Below are 15,739 nucleotides of genomic sequence, written 5' to 3'. Positions count from 1 at the left end.
GGTGGCGTCGCAGCTAAAGCATCTCGTCCACGGCATGGGCACCGCGATGGAGGCGCCGACCTGGCCCGCCATCGCTGCGGACGAGGCCGAGGCGGTGTTTGCGCATTTTCCGGCGGCGGGGCGAATGACCGGGCTGCACTGGCATTCCCCGCGCCCCTTCTCCGCCGCGACGTTGGTGCACACGACGAACGGTGCGTTCCTGTTGAAGCGCCACCATCACCGCGTCCGCACGGTCGAAGGTCTTGCCGAGGAACACGCATTCATCGCGCATCTCGCCGGCGCGGGCGTGTCGGTGCCCGAAGTGATGGCGACCGCACAAGGGGCGAGCGGCGTCGCGATCGGTCCATGGTCGTACGAACTGCACCGCCAGGCGCCGGGGGAGGATTTGTATCGCGACCGGCTGTCGTGGACGCCGTTCCTGTCGCTCGACCATGCCCATGCTGCCGGCTTGGCGTTGGCGAAATTGCACGTCGCGGCGCGCGGGTTCGATGCGCCTGCGCGACGCCGACAACCCCTGGTCTCAAGTTTCACGATACTTCCTGCCGCCGATCCGCTGGCTGCGGCGAGCGCATATATCGCCGCCCGCCCGGCGCTGACCGCATTCCTTTCCGCCCGGCCGTGGCAGGCGCAACTCGCGCGATTGTTCGAGCAGGCCGATAGCGACCTGTCGTCTCTTCTCGCGAAACAGACGCCGTTGTGGACGCACAACGACTGGCATCCTTCCAACCTTCTCTGGACGCGAGAGGGCGCGGTGCGGACCGTGTTCGACTTCGGGTTGGCTGATCGCACGAACGCCGTTCACGACATCGCGACGGCGATCGAGCGGACGTCGGTGCGGTGGCTGGATCTGGGGCAGGGGGCTGACGATGCGATCGCCGATCCCGAGACAGCACTCTCGTTGCTCGCAGGTTATGCCACCGTCCTGCCGCTGAGCCATGAGGAGATCGCCGCGGTCGTGTCGCTGTTGCCGTTGGTCCATGTCGAATTCGCGCTGTCAGAGGCCGATTACTTCACCACCGTCGTGGCGGACACCGCGTCCGCCGCCATGGCTTGGGGTGGGTATCTGATCGACCATGCGGCATGGTTCTTCTCGCGTCCGGGCCAGGACTTCCTGCGCCGGATCGCGCCGTGATGACGCCGCTCGAGGTCATCGCGGTCGTCGTGAGTTTTGCCGGGATATGGCTGACCGCGAAGCGCAACATGCTGTGCTGGCCGGTCAATTTCGTCGCCTGTGCGCTCTACTTCAAGCTGTTCCTCGACGTGCGGTTGTACGCGGACATGGTGCTCCAGGCGCTGTTCGCGATCGCCATTGTCTATGGCTGGCTCGCCTGGGCGCGCGGCAAGGTCGATAGCGGCGATGTCGTCGTCGAGCCGTTGCGGCCATCGCGTGCGCTCGCCGGTCTCGGCGCGGGGGCGGTCGGGGCGTTCGTGATCGGCTGGTTCATGAGCCGTTACACCGACGCGGCATTGCCCTGGGCCGACGCAACGCTCAGCAGTTTCAGTCTGGTCGCGCAATATTGGGTCGCGCGACGTCATGCGGCGAACTGGCTGCTGTGGATCGCCGTGGACGTCCTGTATGTCGGGATGTTTGCCTATAAGGGGCTGACGCTTACCGCCGGACTGTACGCGGCGATGGTCGTGCTGGCCGTGATCGGATATCGGCGCTGGCAGGCGCGCTCCGCCGGCTAGCGCGCGAAACGGAGGTTGGGCGTTGGTGGACAAAAAGGACTGGGACTGCGACGCGGTCCGCAAATGGCTGGACGCACGGGGGATTGCCGCACGCTCCGAGCAGGTTGTAGCCGAGCGTGGCGGCCGTGAATTGCAGGATGACTGCGACAAGGCGTCAGCCGAGGAAATGGTCTGTGCGCTGATGAGCCGCAAAGGCGTCGCGGACAGCCAAGCGACGTTTACCGCCGCGCTTGCTGTGATACTGGACCGCGACGAGTATATCTGGCGCGGCGTCTACAACGATACGCGCTTCGACCGGCACGTGCGGTCCTACGCTAGAAAGCTGGTCAAAATGGCGAAGACGAATACGGGGTTCGAGAACGTCGCGCATTACCAATAGGCATTGATGAGGCGGCCCTCTCGATGGAGAGCGAGCCGCCTTCAGTGTTAGCGACGGTCGAAGTCGAACCATCCGCGCTTCGTGCCATCATTATTGTACGCGGGACGTGCCGACGATGCCGCGACTGGACGCGTATTCGGCGAGGTGAAGATCGAGCGATCCTCGACCGGCGCACGGGTCGTCGTCACAGGGGCGACTGGCGCCACCGGCGTGGCCTTCGCGAGCCGCACATTCTCATGCTCAGCCTCGACCGCGCGCTTTTCGGCAGCGGCGGCGCGGATATCGGCGTCCTTCTTTGCGACCGCGTGCGCGTCACGTTCGGCGTGATAGCGCGCCTTCCACTTCTTGCCGCCGGGATGACTCGCCAATCCGAACAGCCAGCCGGCGATGAAGATCAGCGCGAGCGCGGCGAACTGCGTGGGCGTGGAAAACAACGGCATCTTGGAAACCCTCCTGTTACGGGGGCTTAACGATCCGTGCGCGTTGCGGTTGCCTTAGCCCTTTATCAGCGTGTCGGAGATCGAGCAGGCGGCCGGGCCGAGAATGACCACGAAGAGGACCGGCAGGATGAACAGGATCAGGGGGATCGTCATGATCGCGGGCAGCCGTGCGGCCTTTTCTTCAGCGCGCATCATGCGTTCGTTGCGGAATTCGCCCGACAGGACGCGCAGCGCGGAGGCGAGCGGCGTGCCGTATTTCTCGGTCTGGATCATCGTCGTGACGACGCCTTTTACCGCGTCCAGCTTGACCCGCATTGCGAAGTTTTCGAACGCGCTGCGACGATCGGTTAGGAAGCCCAGTTCGATCGCGGTGAGCGTGAATTCCTCGCCCAGTTCCGGATAGGCACGACCGAGCTCGCGGGCGACGCGGTGGAAGGCGGCATCGACGGTCAGGCCGGCTTCGGCGCAGATCACGAGCAGGTCGAGCGCATCGGGAAGACCTTTGCGGATCGCCTCAGAGCGCTTTTTTATCTTGTTGTCGAGATACAGGTCCGGCGCCTTGTAGCTCAGGATGAAGCTCGTCGCGACGAGCCCGTATTTCTTGAGCGGGCCCCAGGTCGCAAAGCCGTCGGTGCCGTAAACCCAGTAGAGCATCGCCCCGCCGATCACGATCGGCAGGACGAGGCGGCCGAAGATCACTGCCGGCGCCCATTCCTTCGAACGGATGCCGGCCTGCATCAGCTTGACCTGAACCGCCTTGACCTGGCTGTCCTGGAGCACTTTCATCGACGAAAGAATGCCGCGCATCCGGTCCGCCGTATCGTTGCGCGTGACCAGTTTCGCGCGGCGCTTGGTCGAGGCCGTAATGCCGGCCTTCAGCTGTTCGCGGCGGTCGTTCAGCGCCTTGACGCGCTTCGCCATCGGATCGTGAACCGTCGTCACCGCATAGATCGCGATCATCACCGCGAACGCGGCAACGCCCGACAGGATCGTCGCGACCCAGAGTATGTCGATCCCCAGCAGGGTAGGTCCGGCGGTCTCGCCCATCGTCAGTCCCTTAGATTTCGAAGCTGATCATCTTGGACATGATGAAGGCACCGATCGCCATCCACACCATGCCGCCTATCCCGATCAAGATCAGGCGCTCGTCGACGAAGAACCGCTGCATGTAGCTGCCGTTGATGAACCAGATCAGCCCGAACACGATGAACGGCAGCGCGCCGATGATGTACGCGGACGCCTTGGATTCGGACGACATCGCCTTGATCTTCAGCTTCATCTGGCCGCGCATGCGCAACACGTTGGCAAGGTTCGCCAGCGTCTCCGCAAGGTTGCCGCCGGTCTCGCGCTGGATCGCGATGGTGATGACGAAGAACTGGAATTCTGGCGTGCCGAGGCGGTCCGCGGTTTCCTGAAGCGCGGCGTCCATCGTCCTGCCGATCTTCATCTTGTCGCTGACCGAGCGAAACTCCACACCGACCGGGCCGTCGAGCTCCTGGCCGACGACGCCGATCGTCTCGCTGATCGGCAGGCCCGAACGCAGGCCCCGCACCAGCAGCTCGATAGCGTCGGGAAACTTCGCAGTGAACTTGCCGACACGGCGCTTGATCGCCTTACCGACGACCAGATGCGGCACGCCGATACCGACGAACAGGCCGAACAGCAACGCGAGCAGGAAAGGCATGCCCTTGAACAGCATTAGCGCCGCGACGACCAAGGCGATGCCGGCGGTCGCCATGCCGTATTGACCGACCGTCCAGTCCTTGCCCGTCATGGCGAGCCGCTTGGCAAGTTGTACGGGGTTGGGCAGAACGCGGCCGAATGCCAGGTCCATCTTGGTGTCGCGTGCATGCGAAATACGCCGCATGTGCGCGCTCGCCACGGTGACTGCGTCGCCGTGCCGTTCGCGCACCGCCACGAGCCGTCGCGATTTCGCACGGCCCGCAGAGGGCCCGGCGAACGCGAACACGATCATTCCCAGCACGATGCTCGCGCCGGTCATCACGAGCAGAAGCGGCGCCATGCCGGTCATCGTGCGACGCGCGTCATGTTGGCGTGAACAGATACGGTCATTTCGCTTTTGCCGGCTTCAGCGTGCGCTTCGTCATCAGCCCGCGGAGTTCGCCGAACTTGCCCATCAGCGACCGGCCCCTCGACGCCTTGGCGCCGTCGATGCCGCAATCCGCGACCGCCGTGGCGAGCGCGCCGGCTAGCGCGACGATCGGCGCGATAGTCTTGCTGGTCTTGCCAGCCTCGACGATCGGCTTGCCGAGCTTGGCCGCCTGCGCCGCGAGCTTCTGGTCGAACGAAACGAGGTAATCGATCTTACGCTCGATCGAACCCTCGAAATCCTTGCGGCTGATTTCGAGATTGCCGCCGGTGTGCACGCGGTTGGCGAGCACGAACAGTTCGATCTGCGGCGCATTCGTCTTCAGCCACGACAGGATACGGATCGTATCGCGCGCCGCCGCCAGAGTCAGGTCGGTGACGATCACCGCGAGCTTCACGTCACTGATCAGATGCGGGTGCTGGATCATCATCGCCCGCGGCAGGTCGACGACGGTGCATTCGAACGCCGCGCGCATCTCCTCCTGCAGCTGATAGAAGGCGGAGCCGTCGGTGATCACCGGCGAACTGATCGGGGCTTCGGCGCTGAGCACCGACAGGTTCTCCGTCGCCTTGACCATCGCGCGTTCGATGAACAGCCCGTCGATGCGGCTCGGGTTCTCGATCGCGTCGGTGAGGCCGCGGCCGGGCTCGAGATCGAGGCTGAGCGCACCCGTGCCGAAATGCACGTCGAGATCGAGCAACGCGGTCGATCGCTTTTCCTTGTCGGCGAGCAACCACGCGATCGAGGTCGCGATCGTCGATGCGCCGACGCCGCCGCGCGTGCCGATCACGCCGACCGAGCAATGCGGACGCTCCGGCGACAGGTCGACGGGCTTCGGTGCGTTGAGCATCATCTGCGCATGGACGAACGCCTCGCGCAGCATGTCGGGATGAAGCGGCTTCAGGAGGTAATCCTGGATACCGCTCGCGACGAGGTCACGGTACAGGCGGACGTCGTTCACCTGGCCAGCGGCGATCACCACGGTGCCGGGCTCGCAGACTTCGGCGAGCGCGTGGATGTCATTGAGCGGATCGCCTGACTCTGCGAGATCGACGAACAGGATCTGTGGTGATGCGGCAACCGACAGAGACTGGATCGCGTTGCGCAGTCCGCCCTTGTAGATCTTGTCGACCGACCAGCCGAGTTCGGTCGCGATCGGGCGCAATGCCGCCGCAGTCGTCTCGTCGCAGACATAGGCGGTGAAGGGATCGCGACTGGCGGCGCCAGCGGGCTTCCACGGAGCGTTCATCACTTGCCTCCCGGCGTGGCTACCGCGAGCGCGCCGGCACCGGTCGGCGTCTTCTTGCGGTATGTGTCGATCGCCTTGTACGAGGCAGCGGTATCGGTGGTTTCCGCCCCTTCCTTGCCGCGTACCAGGTCGGCGGGATTTGCGATCATCGCCGCGAGGTTGCTGTTGATCGCGCAGCCGTAATTCGACGACGTATTGGCTTCGAAATCGTTGGTCGAGTCACGCGACCAATCCGCGCAGCGTGGCACCTGCGCCCGCATCCGGCTGACGACCACGCGGATCGAACCCGGCGTGACAGCGGCCGGCGTGACCGGCGCGTCATCGCTCAGCAACAGGCCGTAGGTCGCGACCACCGCAGCGACGTCGCCGCGCGCGGCAGGGCCTTCACCTGAGGGATCGTCGATCGCGACCCGGTCGCCATAACCCAGCCGCATCGCGTTCACCCAGCCCGCGAGCCGTCGCTGTTCGCCCGGCGCCAGTGAACCGCCCGAAACGCCGAGATCGAGCGCGTAGTCGGACCGGCTGACGACCGGCTGGTGGACCGATTCAAGGCCGCGATTCTCGGTCCCCATGCAGCCGCCGAGCAATAACGCGGGGACGAGGGACGCTAGCAGGATCGACTTGGTGCTCATCGGGAATCCTTGATGCGGTGGTCGCGAGCGGCGGGGCAGGGGCCGGCTCAATTCGAGAAGCCTGGCGCAGGCACGGCGCCCTTCTTGGTCTTGGTGCCTTTCGCGTTGGCAGGGCGCGCGGCCATATCGTCCTCGCTATGGCGGACGTCGCTCCGCGGCATCGGCAAGACCGGGGCGGCGGCACCGATCGCCGGTGAAACATAGGAAGGCCGCGCGATCGTCGGCACGGGTCGCTTTTCGCCGCCGCTGGCGCTCAGCGTTCCCAGCAGCACGCGGTCTAGATCAGTGGGCGCGCGCGCCCCGTCGGTCGGCAACGCGATGTCGCTGGCGTTGTTGACCGGTTTCACCAGGTACGGCGTGATGACGATCACGAGTTCGGTCTCGTTGCGCTGGAACGCGTTGGAGCGGAAAAGCGCGCCGATGATCGGCAGGTTCGCGAGCCCCGGCGTCTTGTCGTAGCTGTTGTTGTTGTTGTTCGACAGCAGTCCGCTGATCATCATGCTCTGACCCGAGCCGAGTTCGACCGTTGTCTCGGTTCGGCGAGTCGTGAGGCCGGGCACGCGCGTCCCACTGAGCGTGATCGCATTGTTGTAGTCGAGCTGCGACACTTCGGGGCGGACCCGAAGCGAGATCCGGCCATCCGACAGGACCGTCGGCGTGTAGGCGAGGCTGATGCCGTATTGCTTATACTCAACCGAAATCGTGCCGAGCGCCTGGGCAAGGGGAATCGGAATTTCGCCGCCCGCTAGGAACGTCCCCGTCTCACCCGACAAGGCCGTCAGGTTCGGGTTGGCGAGCGTAGTCACCTGACCAATTGTCTCACCCAGATCGATCGCGCCAATGAGGTCGAGCCCGAGCAGCTTGCCGGCAAGACCGAAGGTAGAGCCTAACGTCGATTGCGTGATCACGCTTTGAGAGGATGAGGTAAAGCCTGTCGACAGCGCGCCCCCTGGCGCGAACTGCGTGCTGGCGCCGCGGCCTTGAGCAACGCCGAATTTGAAGCCGCCCGTACTGTCTCTGCTTTGGATGTTCACCCCGATGTTCTTCACGAAACTCCGGCTAACCTCAGCGATCCGCACCTGAAGGTTCACCTGCAGAGGCGTTGCCGTCTTCAGTCGCGACAGTACCTTCGTGGTGTCGCCGACGAACGCCTGCACCAGGCGCTCGGCTTCGGCTGCGTCCTCGGGTGCGGCGACCGTGCCGGTGAGCAGGATCAACCCGTTCATCGGTGTCGCGACGACCTGCGCTTCGGGCATTGCCAGCCCAAGCATCTGCTGCACCGAATCTAGGTTGTTGCCGACGCGGATCGTCGAGGCATAGACGACCGCGCCACCCTTTGCGGTCGCCGAGATCGTCGTCTCGCCGGTCTTCTTCCCGAAGATATAGAGTTGGGTCGGCGAGCGGACCTGGACGTCGGCGATAGTGTCATCGGCGACGAACAGGTCGCTCATGGGCCGCGTCAGCGTCACAAGACGGCCGCGCCCCGTATTGACCTGCACTACGGGCAATCCCGAGGGGGCGACCTGCGTCCGAGCCTGTCCGCGTTGGGCGAGGGCGGGAACGGAGGGGGCGGCGGTTGCGGCGACCAGAGCGACCGCGAGCGGCCAGCCGAACTGGCGCCCGATCTGCTGCCCGAGCTGCTGCCCGATCTGGGGCATGCGGCGCGTCATCGAGATACGCATCAATTCTTCCCCCCGACCGGAACCATGGTCACTACATTGCCGCGGGCGACCCGGACGGCCGGGCCCTGGATCACGACGCTGCCACCGCTACCCGACTGCGGGCCGTTCATGGCCTGCATCGGCCGATTGTCGCCGCCGTTTTCCGGTGGCCTGCCGGGCACCGTGCTGCGCTGATACCGCGAGATGTCGGCGCCCGTCTGATAGCTGGATCCGCCGGAAATCGGCTGGCTGGCGACGCGGACCAGCATCGCCTTCTCCGCCTTGGGATCGGTGCCGTCGGGGACCTTGACCGCGCCCGACGCGATCGCCTCCTCGAGCTCGGCCGAGTTGTCCGCGATCGACCGCAGCGACAGCGACAGCGAGCCGACCGTCTGCGCGAGCGCGACCTGTTCGGCCATCTTGGGCGTCGCCTCGATCGTCACGTTCGAGAACGTCTTGACCTCGGTCTTGCCGTCCGCGCCGACCAGATTGTCGGTCCGCTGATCGGTGGCAAGCACGCGCATGTTGCGCATGATCGTCTCCGACACCTTGAGGGGGTCGCCGTCGCCACCGCCCTTGACCTCCTGCGTCAGGACGAGATCGATCCGGTCGCCGGGAAAGACGAACCCGGCGACCGCGGCCTGGGCAGAAACGGGGACGGTGACCGCGCGCATGCCGGGCCCGAGCGCGGCGGCGAGGAAGCCGCGATCGCCGGGCTTCACCAGCGCGCCCTGCGTCACCGGCTGTCCGGCGGTGATGATGCTGCGCACCACCGTGCCCTGGAGCGATTTCAGGTCGGTCTTGTCGCGGAGGTAGTAGGCGTTGTCGACCAGCTCCTTCGGCCAGGGCTGAAACTTCAGCGCGGTGGCGTCGAGGATCGTGCCGACCGGAAGCGAGCGGGTCGCGACCAGCACTTCGGGGCCGTCGATGACCGGCGCGGCGACGACAACGGCGCCGGCCTGCGGCGCGGAACTGCCGGTGATCAGCGTACGGGCAAAGAATGCCGTGACGGCTGCGACTATAAGTGCGCCGACCAGCAAAATGATCTTGCGTGTATCCATGACTAGATCGTGCCTTTCAGGCGCCGCGAATGTACTTCGCCGTTAATCATCACTGAAACTGGTTAAGGAGTGGTTCGCAAAGCGCGAGAAGGCCGGCGATTGCTATGGCGACGCCGTAGGGAACCTCGATCTGTCCGGGGCTTTTCTTGGTACGATGCTCGATCATCATGATGAGCGTGACGATGCCGCCGACGATCGACATCACCATCAGCATTGACAGGAACACCGGGAACGGCAGCCACAACGCGAGTGCAACGATCAACTTCACGTCGCCACCGCCCATCATGCCGAAATGGAAGGCGACCAGGAACAGCGCGAAGACGATGACCGCAATGCCGACCTGCAAAGCCATGCCAGGCCACGGATCAAGGCCGTTCGCATACCACCAGACCGGCGCCAGCAACGCGACCGTCGCTGTCTTCCAGTTCGCGATCTCCCGCGTCCGCGCATCCTGGATACCCGCCGAGACCAGCAGGCCGCCGAGCACCAGAAGCAAAATTGAAAGAGCAATGTTCCATCCCATCGGCTAGTCCCTAACGGACATGGCTTTCGAAAAAGTAACCGTGCTTGGAGGAATTTCGAATGATGCCACGGGTTTGCGCATGACGATCGATCCGGCAGCCATGCGTCGGACGATTCCCGACGAGGCGCTCGTCGGCTATTGGACCGCACCCGACGGCTGGAAGCTGCGCCGATTCGACTGGCCTGCGCAGGCGGCACGAGGGCGGATGCTGTTCCAGACGGGGCGCGGCGATATCTTCGAGAAGTATCTCGAGACGTTCGCGCATCTGCACGCATCGGGGTGGTCGGTGACGGCGTTCGACTGGCGCGGGCAGGGCGGGTCCGGACGTTTGTCGAGCGACCCGCATGTCGGCCATGCGAGCGACTACCGGGTGTTCGATGCCGACCTTGCGGCGTTCTGGTCGGATTGGAGCGCGGAGGACGCGGACCACGGCCTGCCACGGGTAATACTCGGCCATTCGATGGGCGGGATGATGGTGATGCGGGCGCTCGCCGATCGCACGATCGCGCCCGATGCGGCGATCCTGGTCGCGCCGATGATCGGGTTGAAGGCGCCGTTCGGTCCCGCGTTCAGTGCAAGGATCGCGCGTTGGATTGCCGGCCGCGGCGATTCCGCACGAGCGGCGTGGCGCAGCAACGAGCGGCCGGGATCGATCGCTTCGCGCCAGTCGCTGCTGACGCATGACGCCGATCGCTACAGCGACGAGGGATGGTGGCAGACGGAGCATCCCGAACTCGTGCTGGGGCCACCGAGCTGGGCGTGGCTCGCCCAGGGGTTCGCTGGCGCTGCGGGGCTTGCGACCGATCCGCGGGTCGAGTCGATCGATACGCCCGTGCTGATGCTGATCGCGGAGGCCGACAAGCTGGTCGATCCGCGTGCGGCGCTCCGGCTGGCGGCGCGACTGCGCAATGCGCAGGTCGTTCGGTTCGGTCCGGAGTCCGCGCATGAGATTCTGCGCGAGGCGAATGGGGTGCGAGATCGAGCGATGTCGGCGATCGATTCGTTCCTGGCTGCGTGCGTGGCCTGACGGTGACGGGCGTGTACGACATCGCGATCGTCGGCGCGGGCATGGCGGGGGCAAGCCTGCCCGCGGCGATCGGGTCGCAGGCGCGGGTGCTCGTCCTGGAGGCAGAGGAAACGCCGGGCTATCACGCGACGGGTCGCTCGGCGGCCTTTTGGTCGGAAACTTACGGCGGGCCGGATATCCAGCCGCTAACCACCGCGTCCGGGCCATTGTTGCGTGCAGCCGGTCATCTTGCTCCGCTCGGTTCTCTGCACATCGGCCGCGCTGAGGACGAAGCGGCGATGAACACGTTCCTTGCCGAGTTTGCAGATAGCGAGGTGCGTCTGGACCAAGTCGATCCTGCTGCTTTCGTGCCTGGGCTGCGTTCCGATTGGACGCTTGGCGTGCAGGAAGCGACCTGTGCCTATATCGACGTCGCCGCGCTCCACGCCGAAAGCATTGCCACTGCCCGGCGTGCCGGTGCGGACTTCGTCACCGATGCCGCGTTTGCCGGAGCGACGCGCGCTGGCGGGATCTGGACGATCGAGACGACGGCCGGCACGTTCCACGCGCGGACCCTCGTCGACGCAGCGGGCGCCTGGGCCGATGACGTCGCGTTACGTGCGGGCGTGCGCCCGCTCGGCTTGCAGGCGTATCGCCGGACCATGGTGCAACTCCGCACCGATCCCGGTGCGCCCGACGGGATGCCGCACGTCGCCGACCTCGGCGGTCGCTTCTATTTCAAGCCCGAGCCCGGTGGCCGGTTGTGGCTGAGCCCGCATGACGAGACGCCGACCGACCCGTGCGACGCCGCCCCTGAGGAGATCGATGTTGCGATCGCGATCGACCGGTTCGAGCAGGTCGTCGACTGGCGAGTCGCAGCGGTCGAGCGCCGCTGGGCGGGCCTGCGCACATTCGCGCCCGATCGCCTGCCGATCTATGGTTTCGACCGCGACGTGCCCGGCTTCTTCTGGTGCGCGGGGCAGGGCGGCTTCGGCATCCAGACCGCCCCTGCGGCTGCGCTGCTCGCCGCCAGCCTGTTGCTCGGCGTCAGTCCCGACCCTGCGGTCGCAGCGATCGACGCCGCACGCTATTCGCCCGCGCGGTTCTAGGTCTACTTGCGTCCGGCCGCGACGGCGGCATCGCTCGCCAGCTTGTCCGCGCGCTCGTTCTCCGGGTGGCCCGCATGGCCCTTGACCCACTGCCACTCGATCTTGTGCCGCGCGACCGCTGCCAGCAGCGCGTGCCACAGTTCGGCGTTCTTCACCGGTTTCTTGTCGGCGGTCTTCCAGCCGTTGCGCTGCCAGCCCTTCACCCATTTGGTGAGGCCGTCCATCACGTATTTGCTGTCGGTATACAGCGTCACCGCACACGGCCGCGTCAGCGCGTTGAGCGCTTCGATCGCCGCGGTCATTTCCATCCGGTTGTTGGTCGTCGGCGTCTCGCCGCCCGACAATTCCTTCTCGTGCGCGCCCATGCGGATCACCGCGCCCCAGCCGCCGGGCCCCGGATTGCCCTTGCACGCGCCGTCGGTGAAGATCTCGACCTTGGTGATGGAAACGGGAGCTTCGTCAGTCATGCAAACAGGTCGTCCTTGAGATACGTCTCGAGCCGCCGCCAATAGGCCAGCGGATCCTTGCGCGTCACCAGCGCATCGGCAGGCGTGTTCAGCCAGTCCCACGCGCGCGTCAGCAGGAACCGCAGGCATGCCCCCCGCGCCAGGATCGGCAGCGCGGCGCGCTCGGCGTCGGACAACGGAAAGCGGCTGGCATAGCCGTCGATCAGCGCCTTGCCGATCGCCGGGTCGTAATTCTCGCCATTGCCGTCGAACGCCCACGACGTGTGCATCACCGCCAGATCATAGGCGCGGACGTCGGTGCAGGCGAAATAGAAGTCGATCACCCCGGTCACGCGGTCGCCGAGCATCAGCACGTTGTCGGGGAACAGGTCCGAATGGATCGCCGCCATGGGCAAGTCGCGCGGCCATTCCGCCAGAACCGCCGTCAATGCCGCCTCGGTCCGGTCGAACAGCCCCGGTTCGATCGTGTCGATGTCGCGGCCGCAACGCTCAAGGAACGGTCGCCACGTATCCGCGCCGAGCGGGTTGGCGCGGACCTGGTCGAACCCGGCGAGGCTGTTGTGCATCTGCCCCATCGCCGCACCCGCCGCAAACGCCTGCCCCGCGGTTGGATGCGATACCGAAACCCCGGTCAGGAACTCGATCAGGCATGCCGATCGTCCGGCGAGCTGCTGGATTGCCACGTCGTCACGATCGGGCAATGCGCGCGGTACCGGATTGCCGTCGGCCGCAAGATGATCGAGCATGTCGAGGAAGAACGGCAGGTCGTCGGTCGACGTCCGTTCCTCGTACAGCGTCAGGATGAAGCGGTCGGCGGTCGTCTCGACGAGGTAGTTGCTGTTCTGCACGCCCTCCGCAATGCCCTTGGCGGACAGGAGTTCGCCCCGATCGTACCGCGCGAGGAACGCGCCCAGCGCCTCCGCCGACACCTGCGTATAGACCGCCATGCTAGGCGGCCGCCTCCAGTCCGCGTGGCAGCTTGAACGCGATCGTCTCGCGGTTCGTCTCGACCTCGCGCTCCGTCACCGTGAAGCGCTCCGACAGCCGATCGACCAGTTCGCGCACCAGCAATTCAGGGGCCGACGCGCCAGCCGTGATCCCCAGCGTGCCGACGCCCGCCAGAAAATCCCAGTCGAGTTCGCTCGCCCGCTGGATCAGCATCGCCGGCGTCCCCTCACGCTCGGCGACCTCGACGAGACGCACCGAGTTGGACGAGTTCGGCGCGCCGATCACGAGCACCGCGTCGACGCTATGCGCGATTGCCTTGACCGCGGTCTGGCGGTTCGACGTCGCGTAGCAGATGTCCTCGCCCCGCGGCGGCAACATCTGCGGGAAGCGGCGCTGCAACGTCGCCACGACCGCGGCGGTATCGTCGACCGACAGCGTTGTCTGCGTCAGGAAGGCAAGGTTGGTATGATCGATCGGCATGAACACCTCGGCGTCCTCGACCGTCTCGATCAGCGACATCGCGCCCGCAGGCACCTGCCCGAACGTGCCGATCACTTCGGGGTGCCCGGCATGGCCGATGAACACGATATGCCGACCTTGCGCGACCAGCCGCTCGGCCTGGCGGTGGACCTTCGATACCAGCGGACACGTCGCGTCGAGATATTCGAGCCCGCGATTCTGCGCATCGAGCGGCACCGACTTGGGTACGCCGTGCGCGGAGAACACCACCGGGGCGCCATCGGGCACCTCGTCAAGCTCCTCGACGAAGATCGCGCCCTGCGCCTTCAGCGTGTCGACGACGAACTTGTTGTGGACGATCTCGTGGCGGACGTAGACCGGCGCCCCGTGTTTCTCGATCGCCAGTTCGACGATCCGGATCGCGCGGTCGACGCCTGCGCAAAAGCCTCGGGGTGCTGCGATCAACAGTTCGAGCGGCGGCTTGTCGATTGGGCTCATGATGCCACGCCTCTACGCGATTGCTTGCCTGGACGATAGCCGGTTCCTATGGTGCGCCGCGACAGGGGCCGCTTGCGACATGCGGTGGCCCTTTCGCTCGTTCGAGAAGGTAAGCGTCGCCGTGAAAGCCCCTATCCTAGCCGTTTCTGCGTGTGCGATCTTGTTGAGCGGGTGCGCCGGCAAGGGCGAAGTCGATGCGACCGGCGGCATTTCCGCAGTCCGCTCGGTCTGCCCGCCCGTGGCGATCCCGGCAGCGACCGGCGACATCACGCTGTTCGATCCGGTCACCAGCCGCGATCAGTCGGCGATCGACGTCGCCGCGTTCATGACCAACGTCCGATCGACCTGCGCGGATGCGACGGATCAAGTCGTGACCAACGTGACCTTCGACATCCGCGCTCGCCGGACGCGTACTGAGGCGGCGCGCGACGTGACGTTGCCGTATTTCATCACGGTCGTGCGGGGCGGCAGCGCGGTCGTCGCCAAGCGCGTCGGCCGTGTGACGTTGCACTTCGCCGCCGGACAGGCGCTGGCTTCGGCGTCGGGCACGACGACCGCAACCGTGTCACGCGCTGCGGCCACCTTGCCTGAAGACGTTCGGGAGAAACTGACCCGCAAGCGCAAGGCAGGCGATCAGGACGCTGCGGTCGATCCGCTGAGCACGCCGGAAGTTCGCCAGGCCGTGCTGCGTGCGAGCTTCGAGGCGCTGGTCGGGTTCCAGCTCACCGACGATCAATTGAAGTATAACGCCACGCGCTGAGCACGTCGGGCGGGCTATCGCCCATGGCATTGCCGGAACGAAAGTACGGCCCCCTCTTCGCATGAAGAGGAGGCCGTAATCTTACTTGTCGCTGCGGACCAGTTCGGTCGCGGCGAGGTGCTCTGCCAGGAACCACACCTGCGGTTCGTGCGTGCGGATGATGTTGCTCACCAGCAGATCGTTGGTGCCGTCGTCGCCCGATTCGTCGGCAGCTTCGGCGCCTTCATGGGCCTGACGAAGGATGATCTCATGCGCCTCGAGCAGGCGCGCGAGCTGCGTGGGGACGTCTTCGCGACCCTTGGGCGGGCGGGGGATGGTCGTCATCTCCGCGACATCGTGCGACATCGCGATCGAGATACCGCCAAGCGCCATGATGCGTTCGGCGATGAGATCGACGAGTGCAGCCTGCTCCTCGTAATGCTTGTCGAGCAGCAGATGCAGTTGATAGAAGGTCGCGCCCGACATCTGCCAGTGATGCTTCTTGTACATGTCGCGGATCGTCATCGTGTCCGCGAGCACCTGGTTCAGCGTCGCGACGCTCTGGGCGCGGGCATTGTCCTCGAGTGCGATCGGGAGTTTCTTCAGCGTCCCATAAGGCTGGATCTCGCGATATTCGACCTTGTACTGGGGCTGTGCCTCGACCGATACATCGGTGTCCGCCTTGATCAGCTTCGCGGGTTTCTTCGCCATTCGGAATTCCTGTCTGTTCGGGTGAACTCGACCGGCATAACGCACGAACGGACGGATC

The 15,739-nt window shown here is 65.4% G+C and carries 18 protein-coding genes; 6 read left to right on the top strand and 12 right to left on the bottom strand.

The annotated features are described in order from the left end of the window. The first annotated feature begins 1 nt into the window (after position 1). From AC1ME3_RS02020 to AC1ME3_RS02010, 3 genes are read left to right on the top strand one after another with little or no spacing between them, the layout of a single operon-like run. Positions 2-1,132, top strand: a complete 1,131-nt coding sequence (locus AC1ME3_RS02020; protein WP_480954631.1) for a phosphotransferase enzyme family protein — start codon at positions 2-4, stop codon at positions 1,130-1,132. Next, complete coding sequence (gene pnuC, locus AC1ME3_RS02015) at positions 1,132-1,689, top strand: nicotinamide riboside transporter PnuC (protein ID WP_480955891.1); 558 nt, start codon at positions 1,132-1,134, stop codon at positions 1,687-1,689. The genes AC1ME3_RS02020 and pnuC overlap by 1 nt, the downstream gene beginning before the upstream one ends. 25 nt (positions 1,690-1,714) lie before the next feature. Then, positions 1,715-2,068 carry a hypothetical protein gene (locus tag AC1ME3_RS02010; protein ID WP_480955890.1) on the top strand — a complete coding sequence of 118 codons (354 nt, stop codon included), beginning with the start codon at positions 1,715-1,717 and terminating at the stop codon, positions 2,066-2,068. Between the two features lie 47 nt (positions 2,069-2,115). Here AC1ME3_RS02010 and AC1ME3_RS02005 read toward each other — a convergent pair whose 3' ends face one another. From AC1ME3_RS02005 to AC1ME3_RS01970, 8 genes are read right to left on the bottom strand one after another with little or no spacing between them, the layout of a single operon-like run. Beyond that, a complete protein-coding gene (locus AC1ME3_RS02005; RefSeq protein WP_480954630.1) occupies positions 2,116-2,508 on the bottom strand; it encodes a hypothetical protein in 393 nt (130 codons plus the stop codon). A 54-nt stretch (positions 2,509-2,562) separates the two neighbouring features. Beyond that, positions 2,563-3,555, bottom strand: a complete 993-nt coding sequence (locus AC1ME3_RS02000) for a type II secretion system F family protein (RefSeq protein ID WP_480954629.1) — start codon at positions 3,553-3,555, stop codon at positions 2,563-2,565. Between the two features lie 10 nt (positions 3,556-3,565). Beyond that, complete coding sequence (locus tag AC1ME3_RS01995; protein ID WP_480954628.1) at positions 3,566-4,531, bottom strand: type II secretion system F family protein; 966 nt, start codon at positions 4,529-4,531, stop codon at positions 3,566-3,568. A gap of 46 nt (positions 4,532-4,577) precedes the next feature. Further along, complete coding sequence (locus tag AC1ME3_RS01990) at positions 4,578-5,867, bottom strand: CpaE/TadZ family protein (protein ID WP_480954627.1); 1,290 nt, start codon at positions 5,865-5,867, stop codon at positions 4,578-4,580. Beyond that, on the bottom strand, positions 5,867-6,499 hold the full coding sequence (locus AC1ME3_RS01985; RefSeq protein ID WP_480954626.1) for a CpaD family pilus assembly protein: 633 nt from the start codon (positions 6,497-6,499) through the stop codon (positions 5,867-5,869). The genes AC1ME3_RS01990 and AC1ME3_RS01985 overlap by 1 nt, the downstream gene beginning before the upstream one ends. Positions 6,500-6,546: 47 nt before the next feature. After that, positions 6,547-8,157 (bottom strand): type II and III secretion system protein family protein, encoded by a 1,611-nt coding sequence (locus AC1ME3_RS01980; protein ID WP_480955889.1) that lies wholly within the window; start codon positions 8,155-8,157, stop codon positions 6,547-6,549. 23 nt (positions 8,158-8,180) lie between these two features. Next, positions 8,181-9,221: a Flp pilus assembly protein CpaB gene (cpaB, locus tag AC1ME3_RS01975; RefSeq protein ID WP_480954625.1), complete on the bottom strand. Its 1,041-nt coding sequence runs from the start codon at positions 9,219-9,221 to the stop codon at positions 8,181-8,183. Between the two features lie 49 nt (positions 9,222-9,270). Further along, positions 9,271-9,744 (bottom strand): A24 family peptidase, encoded by a 474-nt coding sequence (locus AC1ME3_RS01970; RefSeq protein WP_480954624.1) that lies wholly within the window; start codon positions 9,742-9,744, stop codon positions 9,271-9,273. A gap of 79 nt (positions 9,745-9,823) precedes the next feature. On the opposite strand from AC1ME3_RS01970, the gene AC1ME3_RS01965 reads away from it, so the two are divergent. Next, complete coding sequence (locus AC1ME3_RS01965) at positions 9,824-10,771, top strand: alpha/beta fold hydrolase (protein ID WP_480954623.1); 948 nt, start codon at positions 9,824-9,826, stop codon at positions 10,769-10,771. Beyond that, complete coding sequence (locus AC1ME3_RS01960; protein ID WP_480954622.1) at positions 10,759-11,859, top strand: NAD(P)/FAD-dependent oxidoreductase; 1,101 nt, start codon at positions 10,759-10,761, stop codon at positions 11,857-11,859. The genes AC1ME3_RS01965 and AC1ME3_RS01960 overlap by 13 nt, the downstream gene beginning before the upstream one ends. Positions 11,860-11,861: 2 nt before the next feature. Here the strand turns inward: AC1ME3_RS01960 and rnhA are convergent, their stop codons facing one another. Genes rnhA through ispH form a run of 3 tightly spaced genes read right to left on the bottom strand, consistent with a single transcriptional unit; the run spans position 11,862 to position 14,231 of the window. Then, a complete protein-coding gene (rnhA, locus tag AC1ME3_RS01955) occupies positions 11,862-12,326 on the bottom strand; it encodes a ribonuclease HI (protein WP_056064977.1) in 465 nt (154 codons plus the stop codon). After that, positions 12,323-13,273, bottom strand: coding sequence for a homoserine kinase (gene thrB, locus AC1ME3_RS01950; protein ID WP_480954621.1), 951 nt, complete (start codon positions 13,271-13,273; stop codon positions 12,323-12,325). Before thrB ends, rnhA begins: the two co-directional genes overlap by 4 nt. A 1-nt stretch (position 13,274) precedes the next feature. After that, on the bottom strand, positions 13,275-14,231 hold the full coding sequence (ispH, locus tag AC1ME3_RS01945; RefSeq protein ID WP_480954620.1) for a 4-hydroxy-3-methylbut-2-enyl diphosphate reductase: 957 nt from the start codon (positions 14,229-14,231) through the stop codon (positions 13,275-13,277). A gap of 157 nt (positions 14,232-14,388) precedes the next feature. Between ispH and AC1ME3_RS01940 the strand changes: the two genes are divergently transcribed. Beyond that, on the top strand, positions 14,389-14,991 hold the full coding sequence (locus AC1ME3_RS01940) for a hypothetical protein (protein ID WP_480955888.1): 603 nt from the start codon (positions 14,389-14,391) through the stop codon (positions 14,989-14,991). Between the two features lie 81 nt (positions 14,992-15,072). Here the strand turns inward: AC1ME3_RS01940 and AC1ME3_RS01935 are convergent, their stop codons facing one another. Next, positions 15,073-15,681 (bottom strand): Dps family protein, encoded by a 609-nt coding sequence (locus AC1ME3_RS01935; RefSeq protein WP_056488739.1) that lies wholly within the window; start codon positions 15,679-15,681, stop codon positions 15,073-15,075. Between the last annotated feature and the right edge of the window lie 58 nt (positions 15,682-15,739).

Source organism: Sphingomonas sp. BL2 (assembly GCF_056680015.1).
Note: the sequence above shows the minus strand (reverse complement) of the source record. Positions and strands in the feature narration are given on the sequence as shown.

Bases quoted from the DNA above. Each gene is read 5' to 3' on its own strand.
- ispH (WP_480954620.1), bottom strand. From the start codon at position 14,231: ATGAGCCCAATCGACAAGCCGCCGCTCGAACTGTTGATCGCAGCACCC.
- AC1ME3_RS01980 (WP_480955889.1), bottom strand. From the start codon at position 8,157: ATGCCCCAGATCGGGCAGCAGCTCGGGCAGCAGATCGGGCGCCAGTTC.
- AC1ME3_RS02005 (WP_480954630.1), bottom strand. From the start codon at position 2,508: ATGCCGTTGTTTTCCACGCCCACGCAGTTCGCCGCGCTCGCGCTGATC.
- AC1ME3_RS01990 (WP_480954627.1), bottom strand. From the start codon at position 5,867: ATGAACGCTCCGTGGAAGCCCGCTGGCGCCGCCAGTCGCGATCCCTTC.
- cpaB (WP_480954625.1), bottom strand. From the start codon at position 9,221: ATGGATACACGCAAGATCATTTTGCTGGTCGGCGCACTTATAGTCGCA.
- AC1ME3_RS01965 (WP_480954623.1), top strand. From the start codon at position 9,824: ATGACGATCGATCCGGCAGCCATGCGTCGGACGATTCCCGACGAGGCG.
- AC1ME3_RS01970 (WP_480954624.1), bottom strand. From the start codon at position 9,744: ATGGGATGGAACATTGCTCTTTCAATTTTGCTTCTGGTGCTCGGCGGC.
- AC1ME3_RS01995 (WP_480954628.1), bottom strand. From the start codon at position 4,531: ATGGCGCCGCTTCTGCTCGTGATGACCGGCGCGAGCATCGTGCTGGGA.
- thrB (WP_480954621.1), bottom strand. From the start codon at position 13,273: ATGGCGGTCTATACGCAGGTGTCGGCGGAGGCGCTGGGCGCGTTCCTC.
- pnuC (WP_480955891.1), top strand. From the start codon at position 1,132: ATGACGCCGCTCGAGGTCATCGCGGTCGTCGTGAGTTTTGCCGGGATA.
- AC1ME3_RS01935 (WP_056488739.1), bottom strand. From the start codon at position 15,681: ATGGCGAAGAAACCCGCGAAGCTGATCAAGGCGGACACCGATGTATCG.
- AC1ME3_RS02000 (WP_480954629.1), bottom strand. From the start codon at position 3,555: ATGGGCGAGACCGCCGGACCTACCCTGCTGGGGATCGACATACTCTGG.
- rnhA (WP_056064977.1), bottom strand. From the start codon at position 12,326: ATGACTGACGAAGCTCCCGTTTCCATCACCAAGGTCGAGATCTTCACC.
- AC1ME3_RS01985 (WP_480954626.1), bottom strand. From the start codon at position 6,499: ATGAGCACCAAGTCGATCCTGCTAGCGTCCCTCGTCCCCGCGTTATTG.